General features: G+C 44.0%; 18 protein-coding genes. 9 read left to right on the top strand and 9 right to left on the bottom strand.

The window, feature by feature from the left end; all coding sequences use genetic code 11:
- Window positions 1-43 precede the first annotated feature (43 nt).
- Both ACFI6L_RS14115 and ACFI6L_RS14110 read right to left on the bottom strand, forming a co-directional pair.
- The gene (locus ACFI6L_RS14115; protein ID WP_014949486.1) at window positions 44-754 is read right to left on the bottom strand and encodes an endonuclease/exonuclease/phosphatase family protein; all 711 of its coding nucleotides are present in this window, start codon (window positions 752-754) and stop codon (window positions 44-46) included.
- Window positions 742-2,958: a VTT domain-containing protein gene (locus ACFI6L_RS14110; protein WP_371342360.1), complete on the bottom strand. Its 2,217-nt coding sequence runs from the start codon at window positions 2,956-2,958 to the stop codon at window positions 742-744. The genes ACFI6L_RS14115 and ACFI6L_RS14110 overlap by 13 nt, the downstream gene beginning before the upstream one ends.
- Before the next feature lie 253 nt (window positions 2,959-3,211).
- Between ACFI6L_RS14110 and ACFI6L_RS14105 the strand changes: the two genes are divergently transcribed.
- Window positions 3,212-4,954: a PAS domain S-box protein gene (locus ACFI6L_RS14105; RefSeq protein WP_110288092.1), complete on the top strand. Its 1,743-nt coding sequence runs from the start codon at window positions 3,212-3,214 to the stop codon at window positions 4,952-4,954.
- An 84-nt stretch (window positions 4,955-5,038) separates the two neighbouring features.
- Here ACFI6L_RS14105 and ACFI6L_RS14100 read toward each other — a convergent pair whose 3' ends face one another.
- Window positions 5,039-5,635 (bottom strand): porin family protein, encoded by a 597-nt coding sequence (locus ACFI6L_RS14100; protein WP_371342361.1) that lies wholly within the window; start codon window positions 5,633-5,635, stop codon window positions 5,039-5,041.
- Window positions 5,636-6,149: 514 nt separating this feature from the next.
- Between ACFI6L_RS14100 and katG the strand changes: the two genes are divergently transcribed.
- Both katG and ACFI6L_RS14090 read left to right on the top strand, forming a co-directional pair.
- Window positions 6,150-8,450, top strand: a complete 2,301-nt coding sequence (katG, locus tag ACFI6L_RS14095) for a catalase/peroxidase HPI (protein WP_014977393.1) — start codon at window positions 6,150-6,152, stop codon at window positions 8,448-8,450.
- Window positions 8,451-8,662: 212 nt separating this feature from the next.
- Window positions 8,663-9,148, top strand: a complete 486-nt coding sequence (locus tag ACFI6L_RS14090) for a hypothetical protein (RefSeq protein WP_371342362.1) — start codon at window positions 8,663-8,665, stop codon at window positions 9,146-9,148.
- A gap of 48 nt (window positions 9,149-9,196) precedes the next feature.
- Here the strand turns inward: ACFI6L_RS14090 and ACFI6L_RS14085 are convergent, their stop codons facing one another.
- Window positions 9,197-10,522 (bottom strand): mechanosensitive ion channel family protein, encoded by a 1,326-nt coding sequence (locus ACFI6L_RS14085; protein ID WP_075176721.1) that lies wholly within the window; start codon window positions 10,520-10,522, stop codon window positions 9,197-9,199.
- A 721-nt stretch (window positions 10,523-11,243) separates the two neighbouring features.
- Between ACFI6L_RS14085 and ACFI6L_RS14080 the strand changes: the two genes are divergently transcribed.
- Window positions 11,244-12,695, top strand: coding sequence for a DEAD/DEAH box helicase (locus ACFI6L_RS14080; protein ID WP_014977390.1), 1,452 nt, complete (start codon window positions 11,244-11,246; stop codon window positions 12,693-12,695).
- Between the two features lie 180 nt (window positions 12,696-12,875).
- Here ACFI6L_RS14080 and ACFI6L_RS14075 read toward each other — a convergent pair whose 3' ends face one another.
- The 4 genes from ACFI6L_RS14075 to ACFI6L_RS14060 form a co-directional block, all read right to left on the bottom strand.
- A complete protein-coding gene (locus ACFI6L_RS14075) occupies window positions 12,876-13,694 on the bottom strand; it encodes a thioredoxin family protein (RefSeq protein ID WP_014977389.1) in 819 nt (272 codons plus the stop codon).
- An 83-nt stretch (window positions 13,695-13,777) separates the two neighbouring features.
- Window positions 13,778-15,343, bottom strand: a complete 1,566-nt coding sequence (locus tag ACFI6L_RS14070) for an ATP-binding protein (protein WP_371342363.1) — start codon at window positions 15,341-15,343, stop codon at window positions 13,778-13,780.
- Window positions 15,343-15,999, bottom strand: a complete 657-nt coding sequence (locus ACFI6L_RS14065) for a response regulator transcription factor (protein ID WP_039225936.1) — start codon at window positions 15,997-15,999, stop codon at window positions 15,343-15,345. The genes ACFI6L_RS14070 and ACFI6L_RS14065 overlap by 1 nt, the downstream gene beginning before the upstream one ends.
- Before the next feature lie 208 nt (window positions 16,000-16,207).
- Window positions 16,208-18,727 (bottom strand): S8 family serine peptidase, encoded by a 2,520-nt coding sequence (locus ACFI6L_RS14060; RefSeq protein WP_014950703.1) that lies wholly within the window; start codon window positions 18,725-18,727, stop codon window positions 16,208-16,210.
- A 480-nt stretch (window positions 18,728-19,207) separates the two neighbouring features.
- Here ACFI6L_RS14060 and ACFI6L_RS14055 point away from each other — a divergent pair, with 480 nt between their 5' ends.
- The 5 genes from ACFI6L_RS14055 to ACFI6L_RS14035 are packed head-to-tail and all read left to right on the top strand — an operon-like array spanning window position 19,208 to window position 22,862.
- Window positions 19,208-19,720 carry a hypothetical protein gene (locus ACFI6L_RS14055; protein WP_014980268.1) on the top strand — a complete coding sequence of 171 codons (513 nt, stop codon included), beginning with the start codon at window positions 19,208-19,210 and terminating at the stop codon, window positions 19,718-19,720.
- Between the two features lie 30 nt (window positions 19,721-19,750).
- The gene (locus ACFI6L_RS14050; protein ID WP_371342364.1) at window positions 19,751-21,196 is read left to right on the top strand and encodes an autotransporter outer membrane beta-barrel domain-containing protein; all 1,446 of its coding nucleotides are present in this window, start codon (window positions 19,751-19,753) and stop codon (window positions 21,194-21,196) included.
- 54 nt (window positions 21,197-21,250) lie between these two features.
- A complete protein-coding gene (locus ACFI6L_RS14045) occupies window positions 21,251-21,643 on the top strand; it encodes a CsgE family curli-type amyloid fiber assembly protein (protein ID WP_014950700.1) in 393 nt (130 codons plus the stop codon).
- A complete protein-coding gene (locus tag ACFI6L_RS14040) occupies window positions 21,643-22,092 on the top strand; it encodes a curli assembly protein CsgF (RefSeq protein WP_014950699.1) in 450 nt (149 codons plus the stop codon). Before ACFI6L_RS14045 ends, ACFI6L_RS14040 begins: the two co-directional genes overlap by 1 nt.
- An 8-nt stretch (window positions 22,093-22,100) precedes the next feature.
- Window positions 22,101-22,862, top strand: coding sequence for a CsgG/HfaB family protein (locus ACFI6L_RS14035; RefSeq protein ID WP_014950698.1), 762 nt, complete (start codon window positions 22,101-22,103; stop codon window positions 22,860-22,862).
- Between the two features lie 35 nt (window positions 22,863-22,897).
- Here the strand turns inward: ACFI6L_RS14035 and ACFI6L_RS14030 are convergent, their stop codons facing one another.
- Window positions 22,898-23,575, bottom strand: a complete 678-nt coding sequence (locus tag ACFI6L_RS14030; protein WP_371342365.1) for a helix-turn-helix transcriptional regulator — start codon at window positions 23,573-23,575, stop codon at window positions 22,898-22,900.
- Between the last annotated feature and the right edge of the window lie 135 nt (window positions 23,576-23,710).

Below are 23,710 nucleotides of genomic sequence, written 5' to 3'. Positions count from 1 at the left end.
CGACGAGAATAATGCAACCCGTTAAGTGCAAAAGAGCACTGGGTTAGTCGTTCTGGGGCAGTTCAATATCAACAAGTACAGGTAAATGATCTGACAAGATTCGAGTTTTCGCATTTTTTAATTTTCTGCACGCTTTTACCTTGATGTCGTCAGACACCCATACTCTATCAAGTGCAAATACAGGAAAGTGGCTTGGAAATGTTGCCCCCACTTTTTGCTGTAATAGCAATTCGTTAAGTGCTTTAAACGCTTTTGAGAAAAACTGCCACTCGTTGAAATCACCGGCTAGAACTAGAGGGATTTGCTTCTCTTTCATCTTCAAAGAAAGGTGCTCATGAAGCAAAGAAAACTGTGAGCGACGTTCTAGCTTCTTAAGCCCCTTATGGGTATTCACCACCGTAAGGGGGGTCTTCTCTGTCTTGAGCTCTACAATCTGAACATTTCTAGGCTGTCGCCCGTTTTGGCTGACATCCAGTGTATCGTGCGCTAATACGTCAAAGCGAGTTAGGATGGCGTTGCCATACCAGCCATCAGATTCCCTAATGGCTGGTGATGGAATGAGCTTAAACGTGTTTTCAGCGCAGATATCTTTAACGTCCTGTGCTGTACTTCGCTCAGAGGGACGAGTATCCATTTCTTGCAGCAGCACCACGTCGGCGCCACTGTTTGCCAAGAATTGCCCTATGCGTTTGTAATCGTGCTTTTTGTCTCTACCTATTCCGCTGTGAATGTTGTAGGTCACTATGCGGCACATTTCTCTACCTCATCTTTGTCACTATTATCACTGGCAGTATCTTGATTCCCCGACTCCTTCCGAGCTTGGTAGTAGCGGGCAAATTTTTGCGAGCCCCAAATCATAAGGCCCCATAAAACGATACCGCCAACTAAATAGCTAATGGTTTCCACAGAAGGGTTTTGCCAAATTTGTGCTATCGAATCACCCACAAGCCCTTTCGCAATCATGGGCGGGAACATGCCTAAAAATGTCCCTACTAAAAACTGGAAAATGCCAATAGATGAGATACCCGCTACCAAATTCACCAAACTAAAGGGCGCTACAGGCAACATTCGAATGGCCGCGACGCCAACGATACCGCTACGCTTTAGTTTTTCATCAACGGCAGCTACCTTTGGACCACCAATTTTTCTAAGCCCCGCGTTGCCAGATAGCTTGCCTATTCCAAACATGATTGCAGAGCTCATTAGTGCTCCCATGATGCCGTAGATGGGCCCCCATATAGGGCCAAAAATAGCAGCCACAGCAAGTGACAGTACTGTGACCGGGAAGAATAAAACGCCGCCGACCACATAAACCAGCAACACGGTAGGCAGAGCAAAGTAGGTTCCACGACTTTTCTCTAGAAAGGCGTTAATGCTGTCGGAACTTAACCATGGTATGGACTGGCTAGCCCAAAACATAAGCCCGCCAAGAACAGCAATGATGGCAAGACCAATCAAAATCATAATACTGCGACGTCTTGGGTTACGTGCAGGCATAGCAGCTCCATCAAAGGTTGGCACTGAAATAAGGGGTTCTTCAGGGTCAGATAACGCTCTGAACACATTCTTAACGGATTGTTCGGTAAACACCTCATCGCGAACTTCGGTAAGTACGTAGCCGTGTGCTATCTGATCCTGCATTAATGCTTCAACCGGATATTCATTGTTGAATAACGCTGGCATTGCATCAATATCGCGTCCCGTGTGCTCTGCGAGTAAGTCGTTTCTCACTTGCTCAATACACGCCTGATTGTCCTTAGTGTTACCGAACAACACCGTGTCGATTTCGGTGTCTAGCGTCATTGAGCGATTACTCAAGTTTGATGACCCGATAACAAGGTATTTGTTATCGATGGTCATCACTTTGGAGTGGATGCGCTTGTATGCCTTGCGGCCTTGCATGTCTTCAATTGAAGAATAAGTCAGTTTTACTCGCTTAGGGTCAACCCCTTTTTCTAAAATTTCCTTGAATTCTATGCGGCTTGCCCAAAATGCTTCGCACTCAAACTTACCTTTTGGCTCGTAGGAACTTACGATAATGACCGAAAGATTAGGTTTCAGTTTGAGCTGCTTATTCAGCGCTTCAGCGATCTCCTGACGCGTTGTAAATTGATTCTCAATGTAGATTACAGACTCTGCTTCACCGATAAGATCAAGCAGCATATGACGTACCTCTTGAGCAGGCTCGACCTCATCCATAAATGGAATTGTTCTGGCAAGTGCACACTCTACGTCTTCAAAAAGGGGAGGATAATCTTGTGGCCAAGCATCAGGCAACGGGGCATTTTCATCAATGCGCGCGTCCTTGCGGATATCAATAGGTGAAGAGTCAGCAACACGCTGCCACCTCCATCGAACTAATTTTGAAAAGTCGGCTACTACGGGTCCACTTGATACCATTTGCACATCATGAAGAGGACCATACTCCCCATCAGGCCCATCACGCTCTTCTGAAACTACGGGATGGTCACGGGTATCCCAGCGGTTAGTGGATACATCCATTCCACCTGAGAATACGAGTTCATCATCGATAACCACAATTTTTTGGTGCTGACTTCCGCCCATCGGAATCGTGTCATCGAGCTCGGTTTGCACATTGTCTGGCGTTTTTTCTTCCCACACTTCCTTTGCCCACATTTCGCGCTGCGCGAAAAAGGCTAGCGATGAGTCCCAACGTAGCAGGTAAATTTTAATGTCAGGGTTTTGCTCAGCTTTCCACTTAAGTAAATCACTTATTACGCTCGGCGCTTCACTGTTCGCTTCGTCGTCGCCTCGCAGCAAACGAATGCGGCTATCTATGTCCCATCCAACGATGAAGATACTGTGCTTAGCTTTAACGATAGAGCTGTGCAAGGCTTTATAATAGTTTCCGCAATCTATCAAAGGTGTAGAAAAGCGAGCCTTGCTCTCTACCCAACAGTTTTGACCGGGTTGAAATACACTCTTTCCTGATTGCATGTGACGTTTCCTATTTATTCATTTTTCACTATTTGTATTCTGTTGCAGAATTTGTACCTCTATAAAACGAAAGAACGATAAATATAAGTAAATGATTTTTATCGATAATTAGAGTTTTTGAGCTCGTGTGTAAGATGTATCAGCTCGTAATGTGTAATATTTTCACTGTGAAACGAGTTTAATATTCACAGTTGGAAAAACAGGGAAAGATCTTCTATATAACTTAAAAAATTTAATGAGAAGGTCTAGATAAATGAAGTTTTTTTCAAAGGAAAATGCGGCGAAACAGGCGCTTGCTCAATCAATCTTGGCTGTAGTTACCATAGATGAAAAAAACAACATTACGTTTTACAACGATGCCGCTCAAAAGTTATGGGGCTATACGCCAAACGAGGTACTAGGCAAAAATATCAAACTATTGGTTCCCCACGAACACAAAGCAAATCACGACAATTACGTTAATTCTCATCGACAAACAAATGTTAATAAAATCGTTGGCAGCTCGCGAGAAGTCGAATTAGAAACAAAAAGTGGGGAGCGAATTTGGGTTCAGCTTGCTTTATCTCAGGTTATTGTTGCAGGAAAGAAGCACTACACCGCTTTCGTTCGAGACGTTACAGAAGAGCGAGAGTCTCGCGAAATAGTGGAGCAAACATTAGAGCAAGCGTTAGATGCTGTGGTGTGTATCGATGAAAACAACAACGTAACCTTGTTCAACGCATCCGCTGAGAAGCTATGGGGATACACAAGAGATGAAGTAATTGGCCAAAATGTGAAGATGTTAGTGCCTCAGGCGATTCAAGCGAACCACGATAACTATGTCAACGCAAATAGAGAAACAGGCCAAGACAAAATTGTCGGAACCAGCCGCGAAGTTAAAGTGGAGCGGAAAGACGGTAAAAGCCTGTGGGGCAGGCTGTCTTTGTCTAAAGTAAGGCTGGCTGACCGAACCCTCTACACAGCATTTATTAAAGATGTAACAGAAGAAGTAGAGCAGCGAGAGTTACAACGTATGCTTTCGCTGGTTGCCAACGAAACAGACAACGCCGTTATTATATCTGATGCAGATGGTCTCATAGAGTACGTTAATAACGGGTTTTACCGGTTGACGGGGTGGGAGCTGGACGAAGTAAAAGGTAAGAAACCTGGATCATTTTTACAAGGTGAGGAAACCGATCAACGTACTGTGGATGTGATACGACAAAAAATTAAAAACCGCGAAGCATTTTATGATGAAATTCTTAACTATAGAAAGGACGGTACACCTTACTGGACTTCACTATCAATAAACCCCGTTTTCAAAGAAGAAAAACTCGTTAACTTTATCGCGGTTCAGGCTGATATTACTCGTGTTAAGCAAATGGCTTTAGATTTTACTAACAAATTAAAAGCTATAGGCAGTGCACTTGTTCTTCTTGAAATGAAGCCTAATGGTGAAGTCGTTGAGGCAAACAAACTACTACGCGACACATTGAACGGGGTAATGAGCTCTGAATCATTTGCAGATGAGGTAATGAATAGTCTTTCTGCAGAGGACAAGTCTACTCTAGAGAGCGCTGGTTTTGTTTCAAAAATTACTGAGTTTCAAGTGGCTGGGCGTTATCTTGCCTTTGACGCGAGAATCAGCGCACTTAAGAACTTTAACGGGCAAGTAACACGTTATGTCTTTTTTGCCGTTAATATCACCTCTAGAAAACAAGCGGTTAACGATACTCAAGATTCTATGAAAGAGCTACTGGTTACCAGCCAGACTATAAGTAATATAGTGGGCACAATTAATTCTATTTCTGAGCAAACTAATTTGCTAGCGCTAAATGCAGCGATAGAAGCGGCACGAGCAGGTGAAATGGGAAGAGGGTTTGCGGTTGTGGCTGATGAAGTACGAACGTTAGCAGGTAACTCCCAGTCCTCATCCAATGAAATTGACAACTTAGTTAAAACGACAGTGTCAAAAATTGAGGAACTGGCGCAGCTCATCCAGAAAATAGACGGGTAGCAAAAAGTAAAAAGCCTTGGCTGTGTTGCCAAGGCTTTAGCATTCTCATTAAGTCACGTTGTTAAACGTGAGGCAACAAATGTCTTAGAAACGATACTCAACACCAATACTGGCTTGCTTAAGATCGGTTTCAAAATCGGTGTCGTCGATGTCATCAAACGCTTCGTCTGCATCAAGCTCTGTATCATAAACAGTGTACTCGGCGTTTACTAAAAAGTTACTAGTAATCGCGTAGCTTAGACCTGCGCCTACAAACAAGCTTTCGTCATCGTTATCACGTGAAACGCCAGCAAAGTTATACTCGGTTTCTGACCAAAGTTGACCTGCTTTCGCGTAGAGAGAAAAACGCTCTGTTAATGGAAGAATACCCTTGATCGCCGCTGTGTAGCCGTCTGTTTCAGCCCCTGCAAGGTCGTTACCGTAATCACCAAAATCGATGTAACCACCTTCAATTGCAATCCACTCATTGAATTTATATCCAACAAGGCCTTGCCAAACATCTTTGTCATCGTCAAAGTCATCTTCACCTTCAACGCGTAGGTAACCGTAATTACCACCGACATAAAAACCACTGTCTTTTGCTTCAATTTGATTTGATTGAGCATGCGCACTGAATGAAGCCATAGCACTGATAGAGGCAACAGCTGCAAGTCCGGTAAGTGTCTTAAGTGTGTTTTTCATAAGTTCATCCTCATTACTTCTTTAACATTCCATCGACTTCTTATCTGAAGTTAATGCGTCTTTAATTGCATCATCTCTGTATCAATTGCTGTGCCATGGTAGAAATTGCAGAATGTATTTCAATTAGATGAAAACTTTACATAAACCGACACTTTTTAGTTGGTTATTTAGCCGCTTATAGAAAGTATGGAAAAGTTTCACTCTTCAAGAAGCGAAAAAATTTCCCAATCTCTGAAAGAGATTCACAGATCTAGCTCATTTTCCGCATTACATAATTCTACTGAGCGACAGTCGTTTACGTCATAAAGTGAACTGGGTTTTTAAGATATTGAAATTAATCAACTTTTCATTGATTGGATTTTCTAATCAGTTGAATTCATTTTATCAACTGTAAATATTCTCTAAGCCTGTCTATCTTTTAACTGCTTATGAGGTAAACAAAATGTTAACAAATTAGTGGTGTGATTCGCACTCACGCTTTGGTAACTACAACAAACTCAGACGGGAAAAGACCATGACTATAAACAGGTTTAAAAAAACCACAGTATCAGTACTTGTTGCCTTATCGCTTGGTGCAACAGGGGCTATTGCCAACGATCAAATTAGTAAGCCTGCGGGTGCTAAAGGCACGGGCACTGCTAAAGCTTTTCAAGCGAAAAATAATCAATTTTGGTGGCCTGATCAGCTCGATCTCTCTCCGTTAAGAGATCACGATAATCGCTCAAACCCACTAGGTGATGATTTCAGTTATGCAAAGGCATTCGCTAAGCTAGATCTCGACCAAGTAAAAAAAGATGTTAATGAGCTACTCACTACTTCTCAAGATTGGTGGCCGGCCGACTTCGGAAATTATGGTCCTTTCTTCATTCGACTTTCATGGCACAGTGCAGGTACCTATCGTACGCTAGATGGTCGTGGCGGTGGTGACGGTGGTCAAATGCGTTTTGATCCGCTGAACAGCTGGCCAGACAACGGAAACCTTGATAAAGCGCGTCGCTTGCTTTGGCCTATTAAGCAAAAGTACGGTGAAAGTTTATCTTGGGGCGACTTAATGATCCTTGCGGGTACTGTAGGCATGGAGAACATGGGCTTTGACACCTATGGATTTGCGGGTGGTCGTACCGACGACTGGGAACCTGACATGGTTTATTGGGGCCCAGAAGTGGAAATGCTTGCGAGCGATCGTGAAGAGCGCGACGGTAAGCTTCAGCGCCCGTTGGGGGCAACGCACATGGGCTTGATCTATGTTAACCCTGAAGGCCCTAAAGGTGTGCCTGATCCGATGGGATCTGCGAAAAATATTCGCACTGCATTTGGCCGTATGGCGATGAATGATGAAGAGACCGTTGCGCTAATAGCGGGTGGTCATACATTTGGAAAAATGCACGGCGCACACAAGCCTGCTGATTGTTTAGAAGCTGAGCCAGGCGGTGCAGGCTTAGAAGAGCAGGGACTAGGTTGGAAGAACAATTGCGGGAAAGGCAATGCAGAAGACACAGTAACGAGCGGTTTGGAAGGTGCTTGGACACAGCTACCTACTAAATGGACGAGCCTATATCTTCAAAACTTATTGGGCTTTGAGTGGAAGCAAACTCGCAGTCCTGCTGGCGCTATCCAGTGGATCCCTACCGATGAATCGCTTCATAAATCAGTACCAGATGCGCACGTAGAAGGTAAGAAAAATCCTCCTGTGATGACTACAGCTGACTTGGCGCTTAAGTATGATCCAGAGTATCGAAAAATTGCCGAGCGCTTCTTAGCGGATCCTAAAGAGTATCAAACGGCGTTTGCCAAAGCGTGGTTCAAGCTAACTCACCGCGATATGGGTCCTAAGGCACGTTACTTGGGTAACGATATCCCAGAAGAGAACTTCATCTGGCAAGATCCAGTGCCTAAAGCTGACTATAAAGCGATCTCTGATAAAGACGTTAAGAAACTTAAAGCTGACATCTTAGACAGTGGTTTAACCGTTCAGCAACTTGTGAAAACAGCATGGGCGGCAGCGTCTAGCTTCCGAGCATCTGATTTACGCGGTGGAGCGAATGGTGCTCGTATTGCCCTTGAACCGCAAATGAATTGGGAAGCCAATGAGCCTGAAACCGTTCAAGCCGTTGTTTCTAAGCTTAAAGAGATGCAAGAAGACTACAATTCACGCATGTTTTCTAAGAAGAAAGTGTCTCTTGCTGACCTCATTGTGATTGGCGGCGCGGCAGCAATTGAAAAAGCAGCGGCAGATGCTGGCGTCAAGGTTACTGTGCCAGTGGTTCCTGGTAGAACTGATGCTACCCAAGAGCAAACAGACGTTAATTCGTTTTCATTGTTAGAGCCAACAGCCGATGCGTTTAGAAACTATTACAACGCAGAAGCTAGCTATCGTTCGCCAACCGACATGCTGGTAGACAAAGCCGATCAGCTTAATCTAACGGTACCAGAAATGACTGTTTTGCTTGGTGGTCTGCGTTCATTGGGAGCAAATACAGGTGGCACTAGCCACGGTGTATTTACTGACAAAGTAGGCACGCTTAACAACGATTTCTTCGTAACGCTTCTTGATATGGGCGTTAAGTGGAGAAAAACAGATAACCCGTCGGTATATGAAGGTGTAAACAGAACTACTGGTGAAGTTATGTATACAGGTACGCCTGTAGACCTGGTCTTTGGATCAAACAGTGAGCTGCGTGCAGTGGCCGAAGTTTATGCCTACGACAACGCGAAAAGCCGTTTTGTTAAAGACTTCGTCGACGCTTGGACCAAAGTGATGACGCTAGACCGTTTCGATTTACGTCACGATCTAAACGCCAGCTTGGGTAAATAGATGCGGTATAACTGCTATCGCGAATTAGCTTAACAACTAATTCTCAATAGACATAAAAACTAAAAGGGCGCTTCCGCGCCCTTTTTAATTGATTTCTATTAGTTGTGTTATGAATTCTTAATGTGATTAAAACGACCGCGAGACCATCGCAAACCCATCTTTAATTCGATACACTGAACCTTTATTTTTCGCTTCTATAGACAATTACCACAATGGCTAGTCTTCAACGAACGTTGGTCAATTTAGAAATGCTAAGCGACGATATTAATGCACTTCACGTCGATGCACTTAATACGCATGCCCACATTAAGCTTTTACACAATGTGTTGAATGAGCTAAAGAACGCCGAGCAATTTGTTGCCTTAGAAACAGAGGCCAGTTTCCAAATGTCGTTATCCGGCTCACTGTTTGAGAACATATTTGAGCGAAAGCGTATGGTGGGTGTTTACATAAAGCTGGTGGGCTATGTGATTACAGCGTGGGAAGCGACCAATAAAGCGAATGCAATCATCAGTGAAAACTTCGATTCAAGTGCCGATAAGCGATTGGAGTTACTGCAGGTAAAAGCAATAAAAGCCAAATCTCAATTAAAAACTGTAGCATCAGCGATGGGCAAAGAAGACTATGCAAAGTTTGTCCAGACGTTAGGTCTGTCTGCCCAAGAGTGGCAATGGGATACACTTCGCGCTAGGTTTTAGCCAGCGCGAAGGTATGACCGAAAGCGCTCATGTCATGAGCGAATATAGCTACGGTGTGGTATTTCGAATACCAATGCCTTGTTCGTTGATAACCCTTACTTCGCGTTGAGGGAACGGTATTTCAATGTTGTGCTCGCGTAATGTTTCAAACACAGTAAGCAGCAAATCGCCACCCACGCGGTTTTTACCATCGTCCACACCTTCCATCCAAAACTCAACGAACATGTTAACGCCAGAGTCGCCAAAGCTATCTATTTCACAGTCAGGCAGCTCTTCAAATGGAACATCATCGCCACTGATCACCTGCGGATGTTCCGATACCGCCTCTTTAATAATCTCTACCATCGCGCGGATATCAGTTTTATAGGCGACAGAAAAGTCGATGCGGTAACGTTGTTTTTGGTTTTTGTGTGTCCAGTTTATTAGCAAGGAGCTGATAAACTTTTCGTTAGGCACCAGTACATCTTTACCGTCATATGTCTCTAATACGGCATAGCGCATTTTAAATTCTCTGACGATACCTTTCTGCCCGTCTTCCAATTCAACGTAATCGCCTACGGTCAACGATTTATCTAACAGAATAATGATGCCCGAAATGAAGTTTGATGCGATGGACTGCAGACCTAAGCCTAAACCCACACCTACTGCACCTCCGAACACGGCTAATGCGGTAAGATTAATTCCCATGACGTTAAGCAATAAAAGAAACACCACACAGAACAGGGCAACTTCAAACAGCTTTGCGAACACTTCTTTGGTAGAAACGTCGAGCGACTTATGGTTTCGAATAATATCTTGACCAATGGCGTTCGAGCTGCGGCCTAGCCAGAACAGCAAGCCACCAAACAATAGCACTCTTGTTACGCCATACGCTGATATTTCAACATTGCCGACTGATATTGCCATTGACTCCAATGCTGAAGTTATCAGCGGAAGCACGCCAACTAAGTGTAAAAATAGGATAGGTAAACCCACCCATCGCATAAACGCTGCAATGGTGTTGTTTTCGACAAAACCAGTAATCAAGGAATTAACAAACAGCATTAGTGCTACAACAACGGCTATTTCCAATAGCCATGCATCAAACTGAAATTGCGCCCCCAACACGGTAGTAAGCTTTAGCATACTGATGGTGATAAGCGGGAATAGTGCCTCACCCAGATTGTATAAAAAGCCGTGCATAGTATGTGCGCCTTGCTGTGGCTTTTCTCGGGTAAACTTAAATGGCTTTTTTACTTGTCGTGCAAGCAAAAACGCAACGCAATAAATAATTGCGATTGTTGTAAGCTGGATAACAAAGCTATCAGACATCACCGATGCTTTGACTAAAGCCAACTTTTCCTCAAAGTGCTGGGTTAAACTATCAACATTCATGTTTTCTACTTCACTTGTTTGCCACACTGCAGCAGCGTGGATGTAATTTGAGCGTGGAATAACTGCGCGCTTTTTATCTGTTATAACAAATATGGTAAAGCTTTTTTTATCTATCCAACAGAAATTGGCTATCAAGTTGTCTTTAATTTCAAAGGTTTTGAGGTGTTTTTACGTAGAAGAGCCCTGTTTAACTTGTTTTTTAACGCACACTTGTAAAAGCTAAATGTCTTAAGGTATTGATAAATAAAATTAAACTCTGTTACTTGATAAGTTTACGTTTCTAGGTCGAAAAATTCGTATTAAATAGATATTTATCGTTTTGATAAAAATATAAATATAACAATATCTCTCCTAAAAATGAGGGAAGACGGTACGGTATAAGACCTTTCCCTTAGAGCGAAAAGCCGATGAAACTTCCCTTGCTGTTATGCTATGTAAATCGGAACTTATTAAGTTAAACGTCAGACAGGCTTAACTAGATTTTGAACAAAAAATGCGCTGGTGGCTTTCGGCTTTTAGTGGTAGACTCCGCGCGCAATTTGTAAGAGTAAACACCTACGTTCTTTTCTTGATGTCAAACACCAATAAGCCAAGTTGGCAATGGCGTATCTCTTTAGGTTTTCCCAGTAATCTATAACCCCCACGGTTAGCAATAAAGCACTAACGCTTATACCTTTGCGGTATGCAATTTTTTATAAATACCTATGACAGGAGTTTATTAATGTCATTTACCCAATTAGGGCTCGCTGAACCCTTGTTAAAAGCTATTGAAAAACGAGGGTTTAGTACACCATCACCAATCCAGGAAAAGGCAATACCAGAAGTATTGCAAGGAAAGGATGTGTTGGCAGCTGCGCAAACGGGAACAGGGAAAACTGCAGGATTTGGACTTCCTATTTTACAGAGATTGATGGAAGGACAACCTGTATCTGGCAACAATGTTCGGGCACTTATCTTAACACCCACGCGAGAACTTGCTGCTCAGGTAGAAGAGAGCATCAGAGCGTTCAGCGAGTTTTTGCCATTAAAAACTGCCGTGGTATTTGGTGGTGTAGGGATTAATCCTCAAATGATGAAGCTGCGTAAAGGTGTGGATGTGTTAATTGCTACGCCTGGACGATTGCTTGACCTCTACCAGCAAAACGCTGTTAAGTTTTCTCAGCTTGAAGTGTTGGTATTGGATGAAGCCGACAGAATGCTTGATATGGGCTTTATTCACGACATTAAGAGAGTATTGAAGCTATTGCCACAAGAGCGTCAAAGCTTACTGTTTTCAGCCACGTTTTCTGATGAAATCACTGCGCTGGCGAAAACAATAACGCGCAACCCTGTGAGTATTTCAACCGCGCCAGCCAATACCACGGTAGAAGCGGTTCAGCAGCACTTAGTGACCATTGATAAATCTAAAAAGACGACCGCGCTTATTTGTCTGATCAAACAGCAGAAGTGGGAGCAGGTGTTAGTATTTAGCCGCACGAAACACGGTGCTAATCGTATTGCAGAAAAGCTAACTCGGTCAAAAATTCCAAGTGCCGCTATTCACGGTAATAAAAGCCAAGGAGCGAGAACTAAAGCGCTTGCTGACTTTAAAAATGGCGCAATTAAAGTGCTGGTAGCCACCGATATCGCAGCACGCGGCATCGACATTAGTGAATTGCCTATCGTTGTAAACCTAGACTTACCCAATACGGCAGCTGATTATGTTCACCGAATTGGTCGTACAGGGCGCGCAGGGGCTAGTGGACAGGCGTGGTCATTTGTATGTGCTGAAGAACTGCAAAACCTGAAAGATATTGAGACACTGATTCAAAAGCTGCTTCCTCGTGAAACGTTGGAAGGTTTCGAGCCTCAGCAAGCCGTGCCTGTTACCACGCTTTCTAAGCCTAAAAAGCCCAAGAAGCCGAAAAAGCCGAAAGCACCACAAGGTGAGAGCGGCAGCGAAGGTAAACGAAGTGGCGAGAATAAAAAGTCGGGTCAACGTCAAGGCAACCGTAGCGGAAATGGTAATCCGCGCGCAGGTAAACCGGATTCGCGCAACAATAGCGGTGGAAAGCCTGCAGGTCGAAGACGCTCAGGAAGTGAAGGAAGTGCCGCTAAACGACCAGCTAAGCGCAGAAGTAATCCGTCAAATAGCACCACTAATAATACGGCATCAAACAGGGCAAAAGCGTAAACAGTTGAACTGCGCTTCATAAAACCGAGTTTATTAAAAAAGGGCCGTTGGAAAGGCCCTTTTTAATGTCCGTATTCTTTGTCACAGTCCTTTAACTTAGCCCGCTAGGCTTGCAGCACTGTTTCGCGATTAAAAGGCTTCCATTTAGACCAAAATTCGTACACCAAAGGTCAACAGGCCCTAATTATGTTCCCACGAAAACGGATTGTAGTGTCGCAATGCTGGCGTGGTGTTGACTCCATTGCCATTCTCAGAATCTAACGTAAGCTCGGCGCGCTTTATCAGCGTTTTTTGCAGTTCAGTGCGAAACCCTTTGGTCTCTTTCCATAGCTCGTTAAGCCCTTGTGGGGTATTACCTTGTAAATCTAGCGCAAGTAGCGGACCGAGTTTGTCATAAGCGCTTTGTAATCTGAGTGCTTGCTCTTTATTGTAAGCTTCTTCTTCATCTGTCGCTTCCCAGTTAATAAACGGGGCTTTTTGCGCAGTTGTCATTGCAGGAAAGCGAGAGAAATACTGAATGTACTCCGATAAGGGAATGCTGTCAGCGCGCCCCCATATATCCATTGACGTTCTGTTTAACAATGCGCTGGTTTTAGGTTCAACCACCATTACTGTTGGTGTGGCGTAATAAATGGGGTAGTCAAATCGCTCGGTTATATTTCTTCTGTCTTCAAGTGTTCCCACATCAACAAATACGGTTTCATAATGAGCGCGTAGAATAAGGTCCATTTCCTTTGTCGCAAAACGCTCAGCTAAGCCAGTACTGTCGTGGCACCACTGAGCACCCAGTACAACCAAAAGTAATTTGCTTTGTTCCACAGCTCGCTGCTGTGCATTGACCACATCTTGATAGGGTGATGCAGACGGAGCGTAAGTGTAAGGACTTTCATTTTGAGTACTTACGCAGCCATTTAACGTGGTGAAAGTGGCAATTAGGACAGCAATGTTCAGGCACTGTCTAAAAAAACGGGCTCGGCGAGTAATGAAATTTTTTTGCATACGGTTATCAAAATAGTAGTTAAATCAACAGCAATGTAGCATAAAAAGGGTGCAGCGACGCACCTAAAACGCAGTGGAGTAACTTAAGCACTGTAGGGCAAAGTCAGGCAAACTCGGGTGCCTGTTGGTTTGTTCTGGGAAATATCAAACTCACCATTTATCAACTTTGCGCGTTCTCTCATCGACAGCAGGCCGAGTGTGGGTTCAGCGTTTGCTAAGTGGGCAAAATGCTCAGGGATGCCGCCGCCGTCGTCAGTGACGATAAACACGGCACTGTGTTGCGCATAGTTGATATCAATACTGAGCGACGTCGCATTGGCATATTTTATACTGTTTGTCACCGCTTCCTGCACAATGCGATAGATATGTATTTTCTGGTCTGAATCGAACGGTACTGGCGTGCCGCTAACGTTAAACGAATAGTCTATGTTTGCGCGCTTGAGCGTGGTAATAATCTCTGAACGTTGGATCACGCTTTCAATGGGAAGTGTATCAATACCGGACGGACGCAATCCCCCTAAGCTTTTCTTCATTGCGTGGTATAGAGCATCTATCTTATTGAGCATCATGTCGTTTTCGCTTTCTCTGCTATCTAGCGACAGTTGAAGTTTCAAATCGACTATGCGGTGACCAAAGTCGTCGTGTAAATCCCGCGATAAGCGCTTTCGTTCATCTTCTTGCACTACCACTAATTGACTGGCCAGTGCTTGAGCGCTTTGCACCGATACTTCAAGATCCTCGTTTTTCTTCGCAAGCTTCATATTCAGCAAGGTAGATTGGTTAATTGAAGCACCTAAAATGAGGCAACTTGTACATGATGCTAAGATGTAAAACTGATGCTCAATGGGAGGAAGTGCGCTCTGGCTTGCCACCACGAACGCAGTAATACCTATGAGTAAACACGAAAACGCACTGCCAACTATGGCATAGCGATACGATAAAAAGAGCGCGGGGAAAACCGCTAGATACTTAACTTGATAGCTGATGTTAATTTGTTGGGAGTAGGCATAGCTGCTCAGCATCAGCAAAACCAGCCAAGCGATTGTTGTAAGGTACAGTACTAAATGACTCTTAGGGATAGATGGCCGTTTATATAATGCGAAAAGAAAAGGACAAAGAACAACAATTCCTACAAAGTCACCCAATGAAAAATCAAACAAAATAGAAAGAAAAACCTCTATGCCTGTTTGCAGTTCAATAGCCCTTCTGCCCAAAAATACCGCCCCAAGAGCAACACTTATAAGAATACCAAAAGCCAACGTGGCAAGGGTGCTGGAAACATTGTCTATATAAGGTGCGCTAAAGCGACGTCTGAATAAATAAACGCAGGTGCAAATTACCGCAGGTGACAGCACTAAATGGACTAAGTACCAACCTATGGTTCCACTTAAAAACGCCGTGTTGTCGAGAATGCCACCGGGGTGAAATAAAATGAAGTGGGTTGATTTTTCTGCGATGAGTAGCAGTGGCCAGCTGTAAATTGGCAGTAGTAAAAACGCCGCCAGGCGAACTCCAGCAGGCAAATACCAGCTCACCGTACCTGAAATAATTTCGAATTGGGTGCTGAACAACCACACGCCGTGAAATAGCGCGGTATAACCTAATCCCATTAGTAAATAGGTAACGTTGAAATACCGCGTTAAATTCATCAATTTGCTTTGACTAGCGTGTCGTCGTAGATAACGTCAGAAACGTCGAGGTACCCAGTTTCTAACGCAATTCTAAGTAAACCAAATTGGGAGGTTACATTGAGTTTCTTGTAAATATTAGTTCTGTGAACCATCACTGTTTTCGGGGCAGTATCTATGTAGTAAGCAATCTGTTTTGGCTGGAATCCTTTTGCTAACAGTAAGAAAATTTCCTTTTCCCTTTCAGTAAGGATAGAGGTTAGCTGTTTATCACCGAAAGCTAACTTTTTACTAATATCTGTGCTTAGATAATTCTCGTCTTTTTCTAGAGACTCCAACGCGTCCATCAATTCTTTAGTGGCGGCATTCTTTGTAACGTAGCCATCGGCGCCGAGCTCAAGCGCTTTACTGATATAGCCAACATGATCATACATGCTCAGCATTAAGCACTTTATAAACGGCGCGTCTTTCTTGATTTTTACTAGCGTATCGAAACCACTTTCCTGTGCTAATGAGATATCTAGAATGGCAACGTCAATATCGTCTAACGTAGCGAAGGAGGGAAGAGCATCCAGAGAGCTTACTGCGTAAGAAACATGCCAGCCATACTCTTGCTCGATGAGTGTTTTAATGCCATCCCTTACAATTTCGTGATCGTCAATAATGAGTATGTGCATGAAAAAATGCTTATTATTTCTTAATGCATCAAGTGTACGTTGTATTTGGCTTATAGTGAATAAGCCGATGGCTTAGATTGGTGCTCTCTTTAATTCTCAGAATAAAAAAAGCCGGCCTATCCTTGGCCGGCAATTGCTTAACTCTTAACTGTTCAGCGTATCATTCGCCAACTGTCACGAAGAGCGCGTCAGCGATACGCAAACTACATTAAAGGTTTACAGACACTGGTGCAGAGCATGCAGAGGTTTCATCACAAACCATATAAGTATACTCACCAGGTTGAACGCCTCTGCTTCTGTCGCGATAACGTCCAGTGTTGCTTACTTCTTCAAGTAGCTCGCCGTTGCGATAAATCATTACAGTATCGGCCATCGAGCCACTATATGATAAATCTACGCGTAACGAACCGAATCGAGACAGCATAGCGCGGTCAATTTCTGCAACAATGTTGCTATCTGAAACTGATACGGTTTCTGTTGATACGCCAGTTTGGCCTTCAGAGTCGGTAACCGTAAGGGTTACGTCATAGGCGCCTGTGCTCGCGTAAACATGCGTTGGGTTCTCTTCCGTTGAAGTAGAGCCATCGCCAAAGTCCCAGCTATAGCTGACAATGTCGTCATTAACGTCGTTACTGTTATTAGTAAAGCTTACTGATAATCCTGAAGCGTCATAGGTAAACGCAGAGTTAGGCGGTGTTGGGCCTACTTCACCAATACCGGTCACCACAAGGCTCCATGTGTTAACAGTGCCGTTGTCACCGTTGAACGTATCAAGCACGTTCAAGGTCCAATCGCCTGTTGCTACTTCGCCGTTAAAGGCATCAGAGTTATAGCTCTCAACGATATCATCTGTAGCGCCACCTTGATTCTGACGAAGAACGGTGGTCGTACCCTGAGGAGAGGTCAGTGATAGTACGAGATCACCGCTATAGGTGTGTGTGATATTTACCGACGCCTGCATCCCGAATACGGTTAAGTCGTCAGGTACGTTAATCACTAGGTCCACGCCAACATCGTCTGGATCTTCTTCATTCGGTAACGTAGGTACAGCATCACCAGAATATGCGTAAGGGAATTCGTTTAGCCCTTGAGGGTAAACGTAAAGGTTCGCTGATTTAGATTTCTCAATATCACCGCTTACACCGTTAACCGTAAAGCTGTACGGACCCCAAGGCGTGTCTTCAGATGTCTCTACGGTCAGTGTTACCGTATCGCCAGGCATTGCCGAGCTTGCACTTAAAGATGCGATATCACTTGGCTCTGCAAGCGATAGCTGTACTTCTTCTTCGTAGCCAGCAATTGAACCAACTTCAATAGTGAAGGTGTAGGTCTCACCCGCTTCAATTTCAGCTGAACCAGGTGTAATGCCCAGTTTAAAACCTGGAGTTGGATCAGCTTCTTCAAGTGCGTTAAGTACATTTAGGCGGTTACCAGACACGGTGCGACCATCAGCCCATAGGCTAGTTTCACCTGTAGACATTAACAGCTCTTTCATTTCAGATGGCGTAAGTTCTGGGTTTAGCGACCACACAAGTGCTGCTGCACCCGCAACATGTGGTGTTGCCATTGACGTGCCTGAGTATGCCGCATAGCCGTTACCTGGTACTGTAGATAGGATAGCTGTACCCGGCGCCGCGATGTCTACGGTTTCAATACCGTATGAGTAGCCGCTGTCTCCGTCAGTACGAGTGTGGCTAGCAACTGCAAGCAGACTGTTTGTTGTAGTGACGTAGTTAGACGGGTAGTTATCTACGTTGTCGTTGTTTGAACCAGAGTTACCTGCCGCAGCAACAAACAAAATACCCGCTTGGCCAGCTTCTTCAATAGCAGTTTCTAGCGCTTCACTATAGCCGCCGCCACCCCAGCTGTTGTTGGTAGCTTTAATATTGATGCCGCGGTTCTCTTTAAGGTCGGTGAAGTAATCGATACATTCAATAGCGCCAGCGGTTGAACCGCCGTCAGGACCTAAGAATTTACATGCAGCGATTGACACGTCATGGTTTACACCGACTACGCCAATTCCGTTTCCGCCCACAGCGCCAATTGTCCCGGCCACATGCGTACCGTGAGAATCATCGTCCATAGGATCAGAATCGCCGTTAAAGGCATCGATACCGTAAACATCGTCAATATAACCGTTGCCATCATCATCAATACCGTTTCCAGCAATTTCACCTGGGTTAACCCATGCGTTATCTGCAAGATCTTCATGATTGTAGTCAACACCCGTATCGATAACGCCGATGACCACATCGCTATCACCGGTTGTAATATCCCATGCTTCTGGTGCGTCAATATCCACATCTGCAGTACCGCCGGCTTGACCGGTGTTATTCAAACCCCATAGGTCACCATAAGAAGGATCGTTAGGTACCAAGGCTTTGCGGTACAAGAAGTTTGGCTCGGCGATTTTAACCGCAGGATTTTTCTTTAAGATTTCTATGGCGTCTTTTACAGACTTGCCACGAAGTTCCAGTTTGGCAATGCGACCATTTAAAAGGTTAGAGAAGCGATCATCTACCTCATCACGGTTTGCGTCACTAATTCGTGCACCTACCGAAGAGCGAGCGCGCATCTTTTCCGCTTTGCTTACATTTTCTTTGTACACAACGATAACGCTATCGTCGAAAATTTCGGCTTTTGCGGCGTGTGCATGACTAGATACCATTAGCGGTAGAAGGGCTAATGACAGTGCTGAAAGGCCTGTTTTAAAAGGCTTTGTTTTCATAATTAGATTCCATAATTAGCAATAATGCTTTAATCACAGAACCTTCTCGTTCGGTCTGATATAACTAACGGTTAAAACTTATAACGCAAATTTAAAAACCTGCCACCCCTAACAGTAAAATTTGCTCAAAAATACTACTTAACCACTAGGAAAAAGTGAGAAGAGAAGCCCAAAGTGGTACTTAATTACTATGACTTTTGACAGGTAGTTAAGATCTCTATGTCTTAGGGGCGCGCTGTAGCAATACCCGTTAAAAGACCCTACAAAAACTAGGTGGTCTTACCAATAATTACTCGGTGCGTGAATTTTCGTCAAATCTAGCACTATGGTATTACCCATAATAAATAACTTGCTGATTTAACGTGTGCTAACTGTATTTGACCTGTAATAAATACAACTTATTGGTGATGGATTCTCGCCGTCTTAAGGAGTGTTATAGAGGGGTCACCTTTGTTGTTAATCAAGGAAGCAGTCGTTCTCATGGACAAGAAGCTAAAGGTTAAAAAGAGCCAATTTGCTAATAACGCTAAGGCATGTAGAGCCGTTGCGTTGGCAGCCATTACGGGGTGTAGTCTTCTAACCGTAAATCTTCCTGCTTATGCTCAACAGTCCGACTTATCAACAAGCTCAGACATGGTGGAATCTTCTCTTTCAATGAGTCTGAATGCTCAAGCTATAACGATAGACGATGAAACGGTCTTCATCGCTGTTAGTCAGTTTGGGCTAAATAACATAACTAACATTATCCAAAGCGGCAACGGCGCCAACCTATCGAATGTTGTTCAAAACGGCAGTAATAACGAAGCTCTTATCACTCAGCTGGGTGAGGGGAACGTGGTTAATTTATTGCAGCAAAACAACAATAACTATTTCGAGATTATTCAAGATGGGTTCGACAATGTAGCCAATGTTAATCAATTGGGTGAACAGTCTTTTACTGTTTACCAGATAGGGAACGAAATGGTGATTAACATCACACAATATCAAGAATGATGTGATTGCCATAGGGAGACAAATGTGAAAATGAAAAAAACAAAAATAGCGAGTGCATTGCTTTTAGTAGCAGCGACAGGGTGGGCATCGGCTCAGGAAGTTCCAGCGAGTAAGACAGTTGATTTCAGTGCTTCCGCAGATTTTATTGCTGCAGCTGAAGGCAATGAAATTACGCTAACCCAAACGGCCCCAGAGGGAAATGAGGTAGGTAATGAATCTATTTTAAGTCAGGAAGGTGACTTAAATGCAATCTTTGTAGAAGTAACGGGTGACGCAAACGAAGTACTAGCTTCGCAAATGCAGTCAGGTAATACCTCTTTTGCAAGTGTCACAGGTAACGGCAACTTCTTAGAGTCTGAGCAAGATAGTTTAAATAGTACAGCCGATGTCGTTGTCGAAGGTGACGATAACACGGTTTCACTTGTTCAATTAGGTGATGGCGGCCCTATCGGTTTTATTTTTAATCGCTCAATAAATAGCATTTCGGGCAGCGGAAACACGTTATCAGTGTATCAGGGCGATGGTGGTAACTGGGCTAATAATGCCATTGCGGGTAACGACAATACGGTATTTGTTGATCAAAGTGGTGACTGGCACGAATCGTATGTTCGCGAGTTAAGCGGTGATGCAAACGTTATCGATGTTATTCAAGACGGCTATTACAACGTGTCTGACTTAACCGTTGTCGGCTCAGAAAACGAAATTGAAATTGACCAAGATGGCGACCAGAACGCTGTGGGTTGGAGCATGGTTGGCGACGGTAATGTGCTAGAGTTTGAACAAGATGGTGATGGCAACGAGATTACCACAGGAGTATTTGAAGGCTCTGGCAATGAAGTTAATATCGATCAAATCGGTGACGTTAACTTAGCTACCGTAGAAACTATCGGCGGACAAGCGAATACGTTCGAAATTAACCAAGTGGGCGAAGGCAACACGGCTTATGCTGGCGTAATTGGCTTATTCAACGAGTTTGATTTAACTCAGGTAGGTGATGCCAATGAAATCAGCACAGTTAATTTCGATGGCCTGTTTAACACCGTTGAAATTGAGCAAGATGGCGATGCCAACTTGGCGTTAGCACAAGCTGGTATTGGTGATGCAACTTACTACGCTGATGGCAACATCATTGAAATGTCTCAAGAGGGTGTTGAAAATACGGCATCAGTTGAGTTGGCAAGCAACGTTACATCAAGCTACAACGAAATTATGGTTTCGCAAACGGGCGAGCTTAACTTACTAGACCTATTGGTTAACGGTGACGACAATATTGTTAGTGTTATGCAAGAAGGCGTAGGAAACTGGGTAACAGACGACGCAGGTGGTCAGTTCGTTATTTCTGGTGATATGAATACATTTGAAGTTACGCAAATGGGTAACGATAACTTAGTTACAGGTAGTATCACTGGCAACGGCGGCACAGTAAGTGTTACGCAGGTTGGTGACTACAACGTAGCTACCGTTGTTCAGATGTAAACCTACAGATGTAAAAGTGAGTAGCCGGGCGTTTGCCCGGCTATATTCAGTAAAATGAAGTACTTGTATTGTTTCTCTCTTATCACACTGCTTTTTAGTGTGTTCTTTTCTCCGATTCACGCAGAAGAAATTCGGCTAGGTGGACTGTTGCTCGATAACAGTATTAGCCGCCAAGGCCACGAATTTGCCTCTCGCATTAGCCAATACTGGCGAGAAGTCCCAGACAGTTCGGGTAAGAACCTTGTTGTTAAAGAAATTATTGTGCCACAAGCGGGTACTCTTCTTTCGGTGATTTACGACAACAGAGTGGTTTATCAAACGTACATGGGGCGTAGACAAGTACCGTTAGATGAAAAAGTACAGCAAGCCATCATGTTAGTTTTAGACGCGGTGGCAAACGCGAGTATAGACAGTAGAAGCCCAGATTTAGCAGGGGACGAATGGTAATGAAAAAAGGGATATTGATAGCAGCCTTAATCGCGACTGGCTCGTGGACTTCAGCTAGTGTGAAAGCAACAGAGTTGGTGTATGAACCGATCAACCCGTCATTCGGTGGTAATCCACTTAACGGATCATTTTTATTAAGTAAGGCGAATTCACAAAACGCTCATACAGCGCCTTACAGCGAGCGCTCCTATGACGAACGCCTTCAAGAATCACTCGAACGCGCCTATATTAACCGTATAGTCCGCGAAATCACAGACATCGCATTCGGTGAACAAGAATATGATGAAGATGGAAACCCGATAGACAGCATATTCAATCAGGATAGTATTTTTGTTAGTGGTGACTTTCAGGTAGAACTAATAACGAGTAATCCTGACAGCATTGTTGTGAACATTACTAACTTACTGACAGGTGAGGTTACTGTCGTTGAAATTCCACGGTTTGGGTAGGGAAACACATGAGAAGTACCGTTTTTTTAATAGTGGCCATGGCGCTTGCAGGATGCCAGTCCATCACTAATACGCTGCCGCCAGATACAACGGCCGCTGATGTAATTAAAGACAGTGCCACATTGTCTGAAGTAAAAAGCTTGCCAGCGCCTATGGGACAAATTCCGGTTTCTGTATATGCGTTTAGAGACCAGACCGGGCAATATAAACCTAGCACTGGGGCAAGTTCGTTTTCTACTGCGGTGACTCAAGGCGCAACCTCTATTCTTGTTCAGACCTTAAGCGAGACATCGTGGTTTTTACCTGTGGAGCGTGAAGGGCTGCAGAACATTCTTACCGAACGCAAAATAATTAGAGCCGACGAAAGCAGCGGAGGCGATTTGCCGCCACTCACGACAGCTAGAATTATTATAGAAGGTGGGATAATTAGCTACGATACCAACATTCGTACCGGCGGCGCTGGTGTAGAGTACTTTGGCATTGGAGCGAGTGAACTGTTTAGGGAAGATCAAATTTCCATTTACATGCGTGCAGTTGACGTGAGAACAGGTCAAGTATTGGTGTCGGTTTCAACCTCTAAGAAAGTACTAAGCCAGGAGGTGAGAGCAGGCCTGTTTAGGTATGTTTCGCTTAAGCGCTTGCTTGAAGCAGAAACGGGCTACACGACTAATGAACCCATGTTCGAGTGCGTTAAACAAAGCATAGAAAAAGCGGTGACTGAGTTGGTGCTACAAGGAATGGAGAAAGGTGTATGGCGCGCGAAAGCGTAAGCGCCATACGCAATTAAATTCAATGGATTATCAGTTTATATGCTTACTTGTTGTGGTTGGCTAAACTGGTGATCGAACCACTTTATAAGCTCAACGCGATTTCGGCAGTCCGTTTTCCTAAATATGCTGTAAACGTGAGTTTTCACCGTATTTACGCTGATGTGTAAGCAGTCTGCAATCTCCTGATTTTGGGCACCATCTGCAATTTTGCGTGTGATGGCCAATTCCCTCTTGGTCAGCACAGTATGTGACGATTGAAGTGCAGCAACGGGTTTTGCTTTAGACACTAAATTGGCATCAATATAGCGACTCATAATCTCGCGACTGAACCATTTGTTGCCCGCCTGAACTTGTTGAACACCGCGAACCAGAAGTTCTAAGCTATCTTCAATATGGAAAATACCATTAATACCATGTTGCAGTGCCGCATAATGAAAATCGACGTCAGACTCTGGCACGTTGAAAATGACTTTGTTCAACTCTGGGTTATCGTTGACTACAGGCAAGTTGAGCATAGCGGCAGAGTCACAATACTGCGCATCGATAAAGAAGGTAAAGGTGTTATTAAGCACGCTTCGAGGTGGATGAATCGCACCGGTTGTGACGACAAATCCACATGACGGCAAAATACTTAGGAATCGTTCGTAAGCCCCATCCCTTCTAGTATTTTCTGAAAAACTTTTTCTTGTTAAAACGAACGCTTGATGTGACATGAAAGCTCCTTTTCGTGTCTATCAACCTTACGAACTATACATTGGCTTTACAATACTCCTCTGGTCTAACTTGCTCCTCCAAAGCGTAACAAAATGTAACAGTGAAAAACGCTTGTAAGTTTTGCTTAAATGCTA

It is taken from the genome of Alteromonas sp. G4i35, from assembly GCF_054960375.1.
The sequence above is the reverse complement of the archived record's forward strand: the minus strand, read 5'-3'. Positions and strand labels throughout refer to the sequence as shown.

Coding starts and splice junctions, on each gene's coding strand:
- ACFI6L_RS14030 (WP_371342365.1), bottom strand. CDS start 23,575: ATGTCACATCAAGCGTTCGTTTTAACAAGAAAAAGTTTTTCAGAAAAT.
- ACFI6L_RS14090 (WP_371342362.1), top strand. CDS start 8,663: ATGGCTAGTCTTCAACGAACGTTGGTCAATTTAGAAATGCTAAGCGAC.
- ACFI6L_RS14085 (WP_075176721.1), bottom strand. CDS start 10,522: ATGAATGTTGATAGTTTAACCCAGCACTTTGAGGAAAAGTTGGCTTTA.
- ACFI6L_RS14105 (WP_110288092.1), top strand. CDS start 3,212: ATGAAGTTTTTTTCAAAGGAAAATGCGGCGAAACAGGCGCTTGCTCAA.
- ACFI6L_RS14040 (WP_014950699.1), top strand. CDS start 21,643: ATGAAAAAAGGGATATTGATAGCAGCCTTAATCGCGACTGGCTCGTGG.
- ACFI6L_RS14055 (WP_014980268.1), top strand. CDS start 19,208: ATGGACAAGAAGCTAAAGGTTAAAAAGAGCCAATTTGCTAATAACGCT.
- ACFI6L_RS14060 (WP_014950703.1), bottom strand. CDS start 18,727: ATGAAAACAAAGCCTTTTAAAACAGGCCTTTCAGCACTGTCATTAGCC.
- ACFI6L_RS14100 (WP_371342361.1), bottom strand. CDS start 5,635: ATGAAAAACACACTTAAGACACTTACCGGACTTGCAGCTGTTGCCTCT.
- ACFI6L_RS14035 (WP_014950698.1), top strand. CDS start 22,101: ATGAGAAGTACCGTTTTTTTAATAGTGGCCATGGCGCTTGCAGGATGC.
- ACFI6L_RS14045 (WP_014950700.1), top strand. CDS start 21,251: ATGAAGTACTTGTATTGTTTCTCTCTTATCACACTGCTTTTTAGTGTG.
- ACFI6L_RS14070 (WP_371342363.1), bottom strand. CDS start 15,343: ATGAATTTAACGCGGTATTTCAACGTTACCTATTTACTAATGGGATTA.
- katG (WP_014977393.1), top strand. CDS start 6,150: ATGACTATAAACAGGTTTAAAAAAACCACAGTATCAGTACTTGTTGCC.
- ACFI6L_RS14065 (WP_039225936.1), bottom strand. CDS start 15,999: ATGCACATACTCATTATTGACGATCACGAAATTGTAAGGGATGGCATT.
- ACFI6L_RS14110 (WP_371342360.1), bottom strand. CDS start 2,958: ATGCAATCAGGAAAGAGTGTATTTCAACCCGGTCAAAACTGTTGGGTA.
- ACFI6L_RS14080 (WP_014977390.1), top strand. CDS start 11,244: ATGTCATTTACCCAATTAGGGCTCGCTGAACCCTTGTTAAAAGCTATT.
- ACFI6L_RS14115 (WP_014949486.1), bottom strand. CDS start 754: ATGTGCCGCATAGTGACCTACAACATTCACAGCGGAATAGGTAGAGAC.
- ACFI6L_RS14050 (WP_371342364.1), top strand. CDS start 19,751: ATGAAAAAAACAAAAATAGCGAGTGCATTGCTTTTAGTAGCAGCGACA.
- ACFI6L_RS14075 (WP_014977389.1), bottom strand. CDS start 13,694: ATGCAAAAAAATTTCATTACTCGCCGAGCCCGTTTTTTTAGACAGTGC.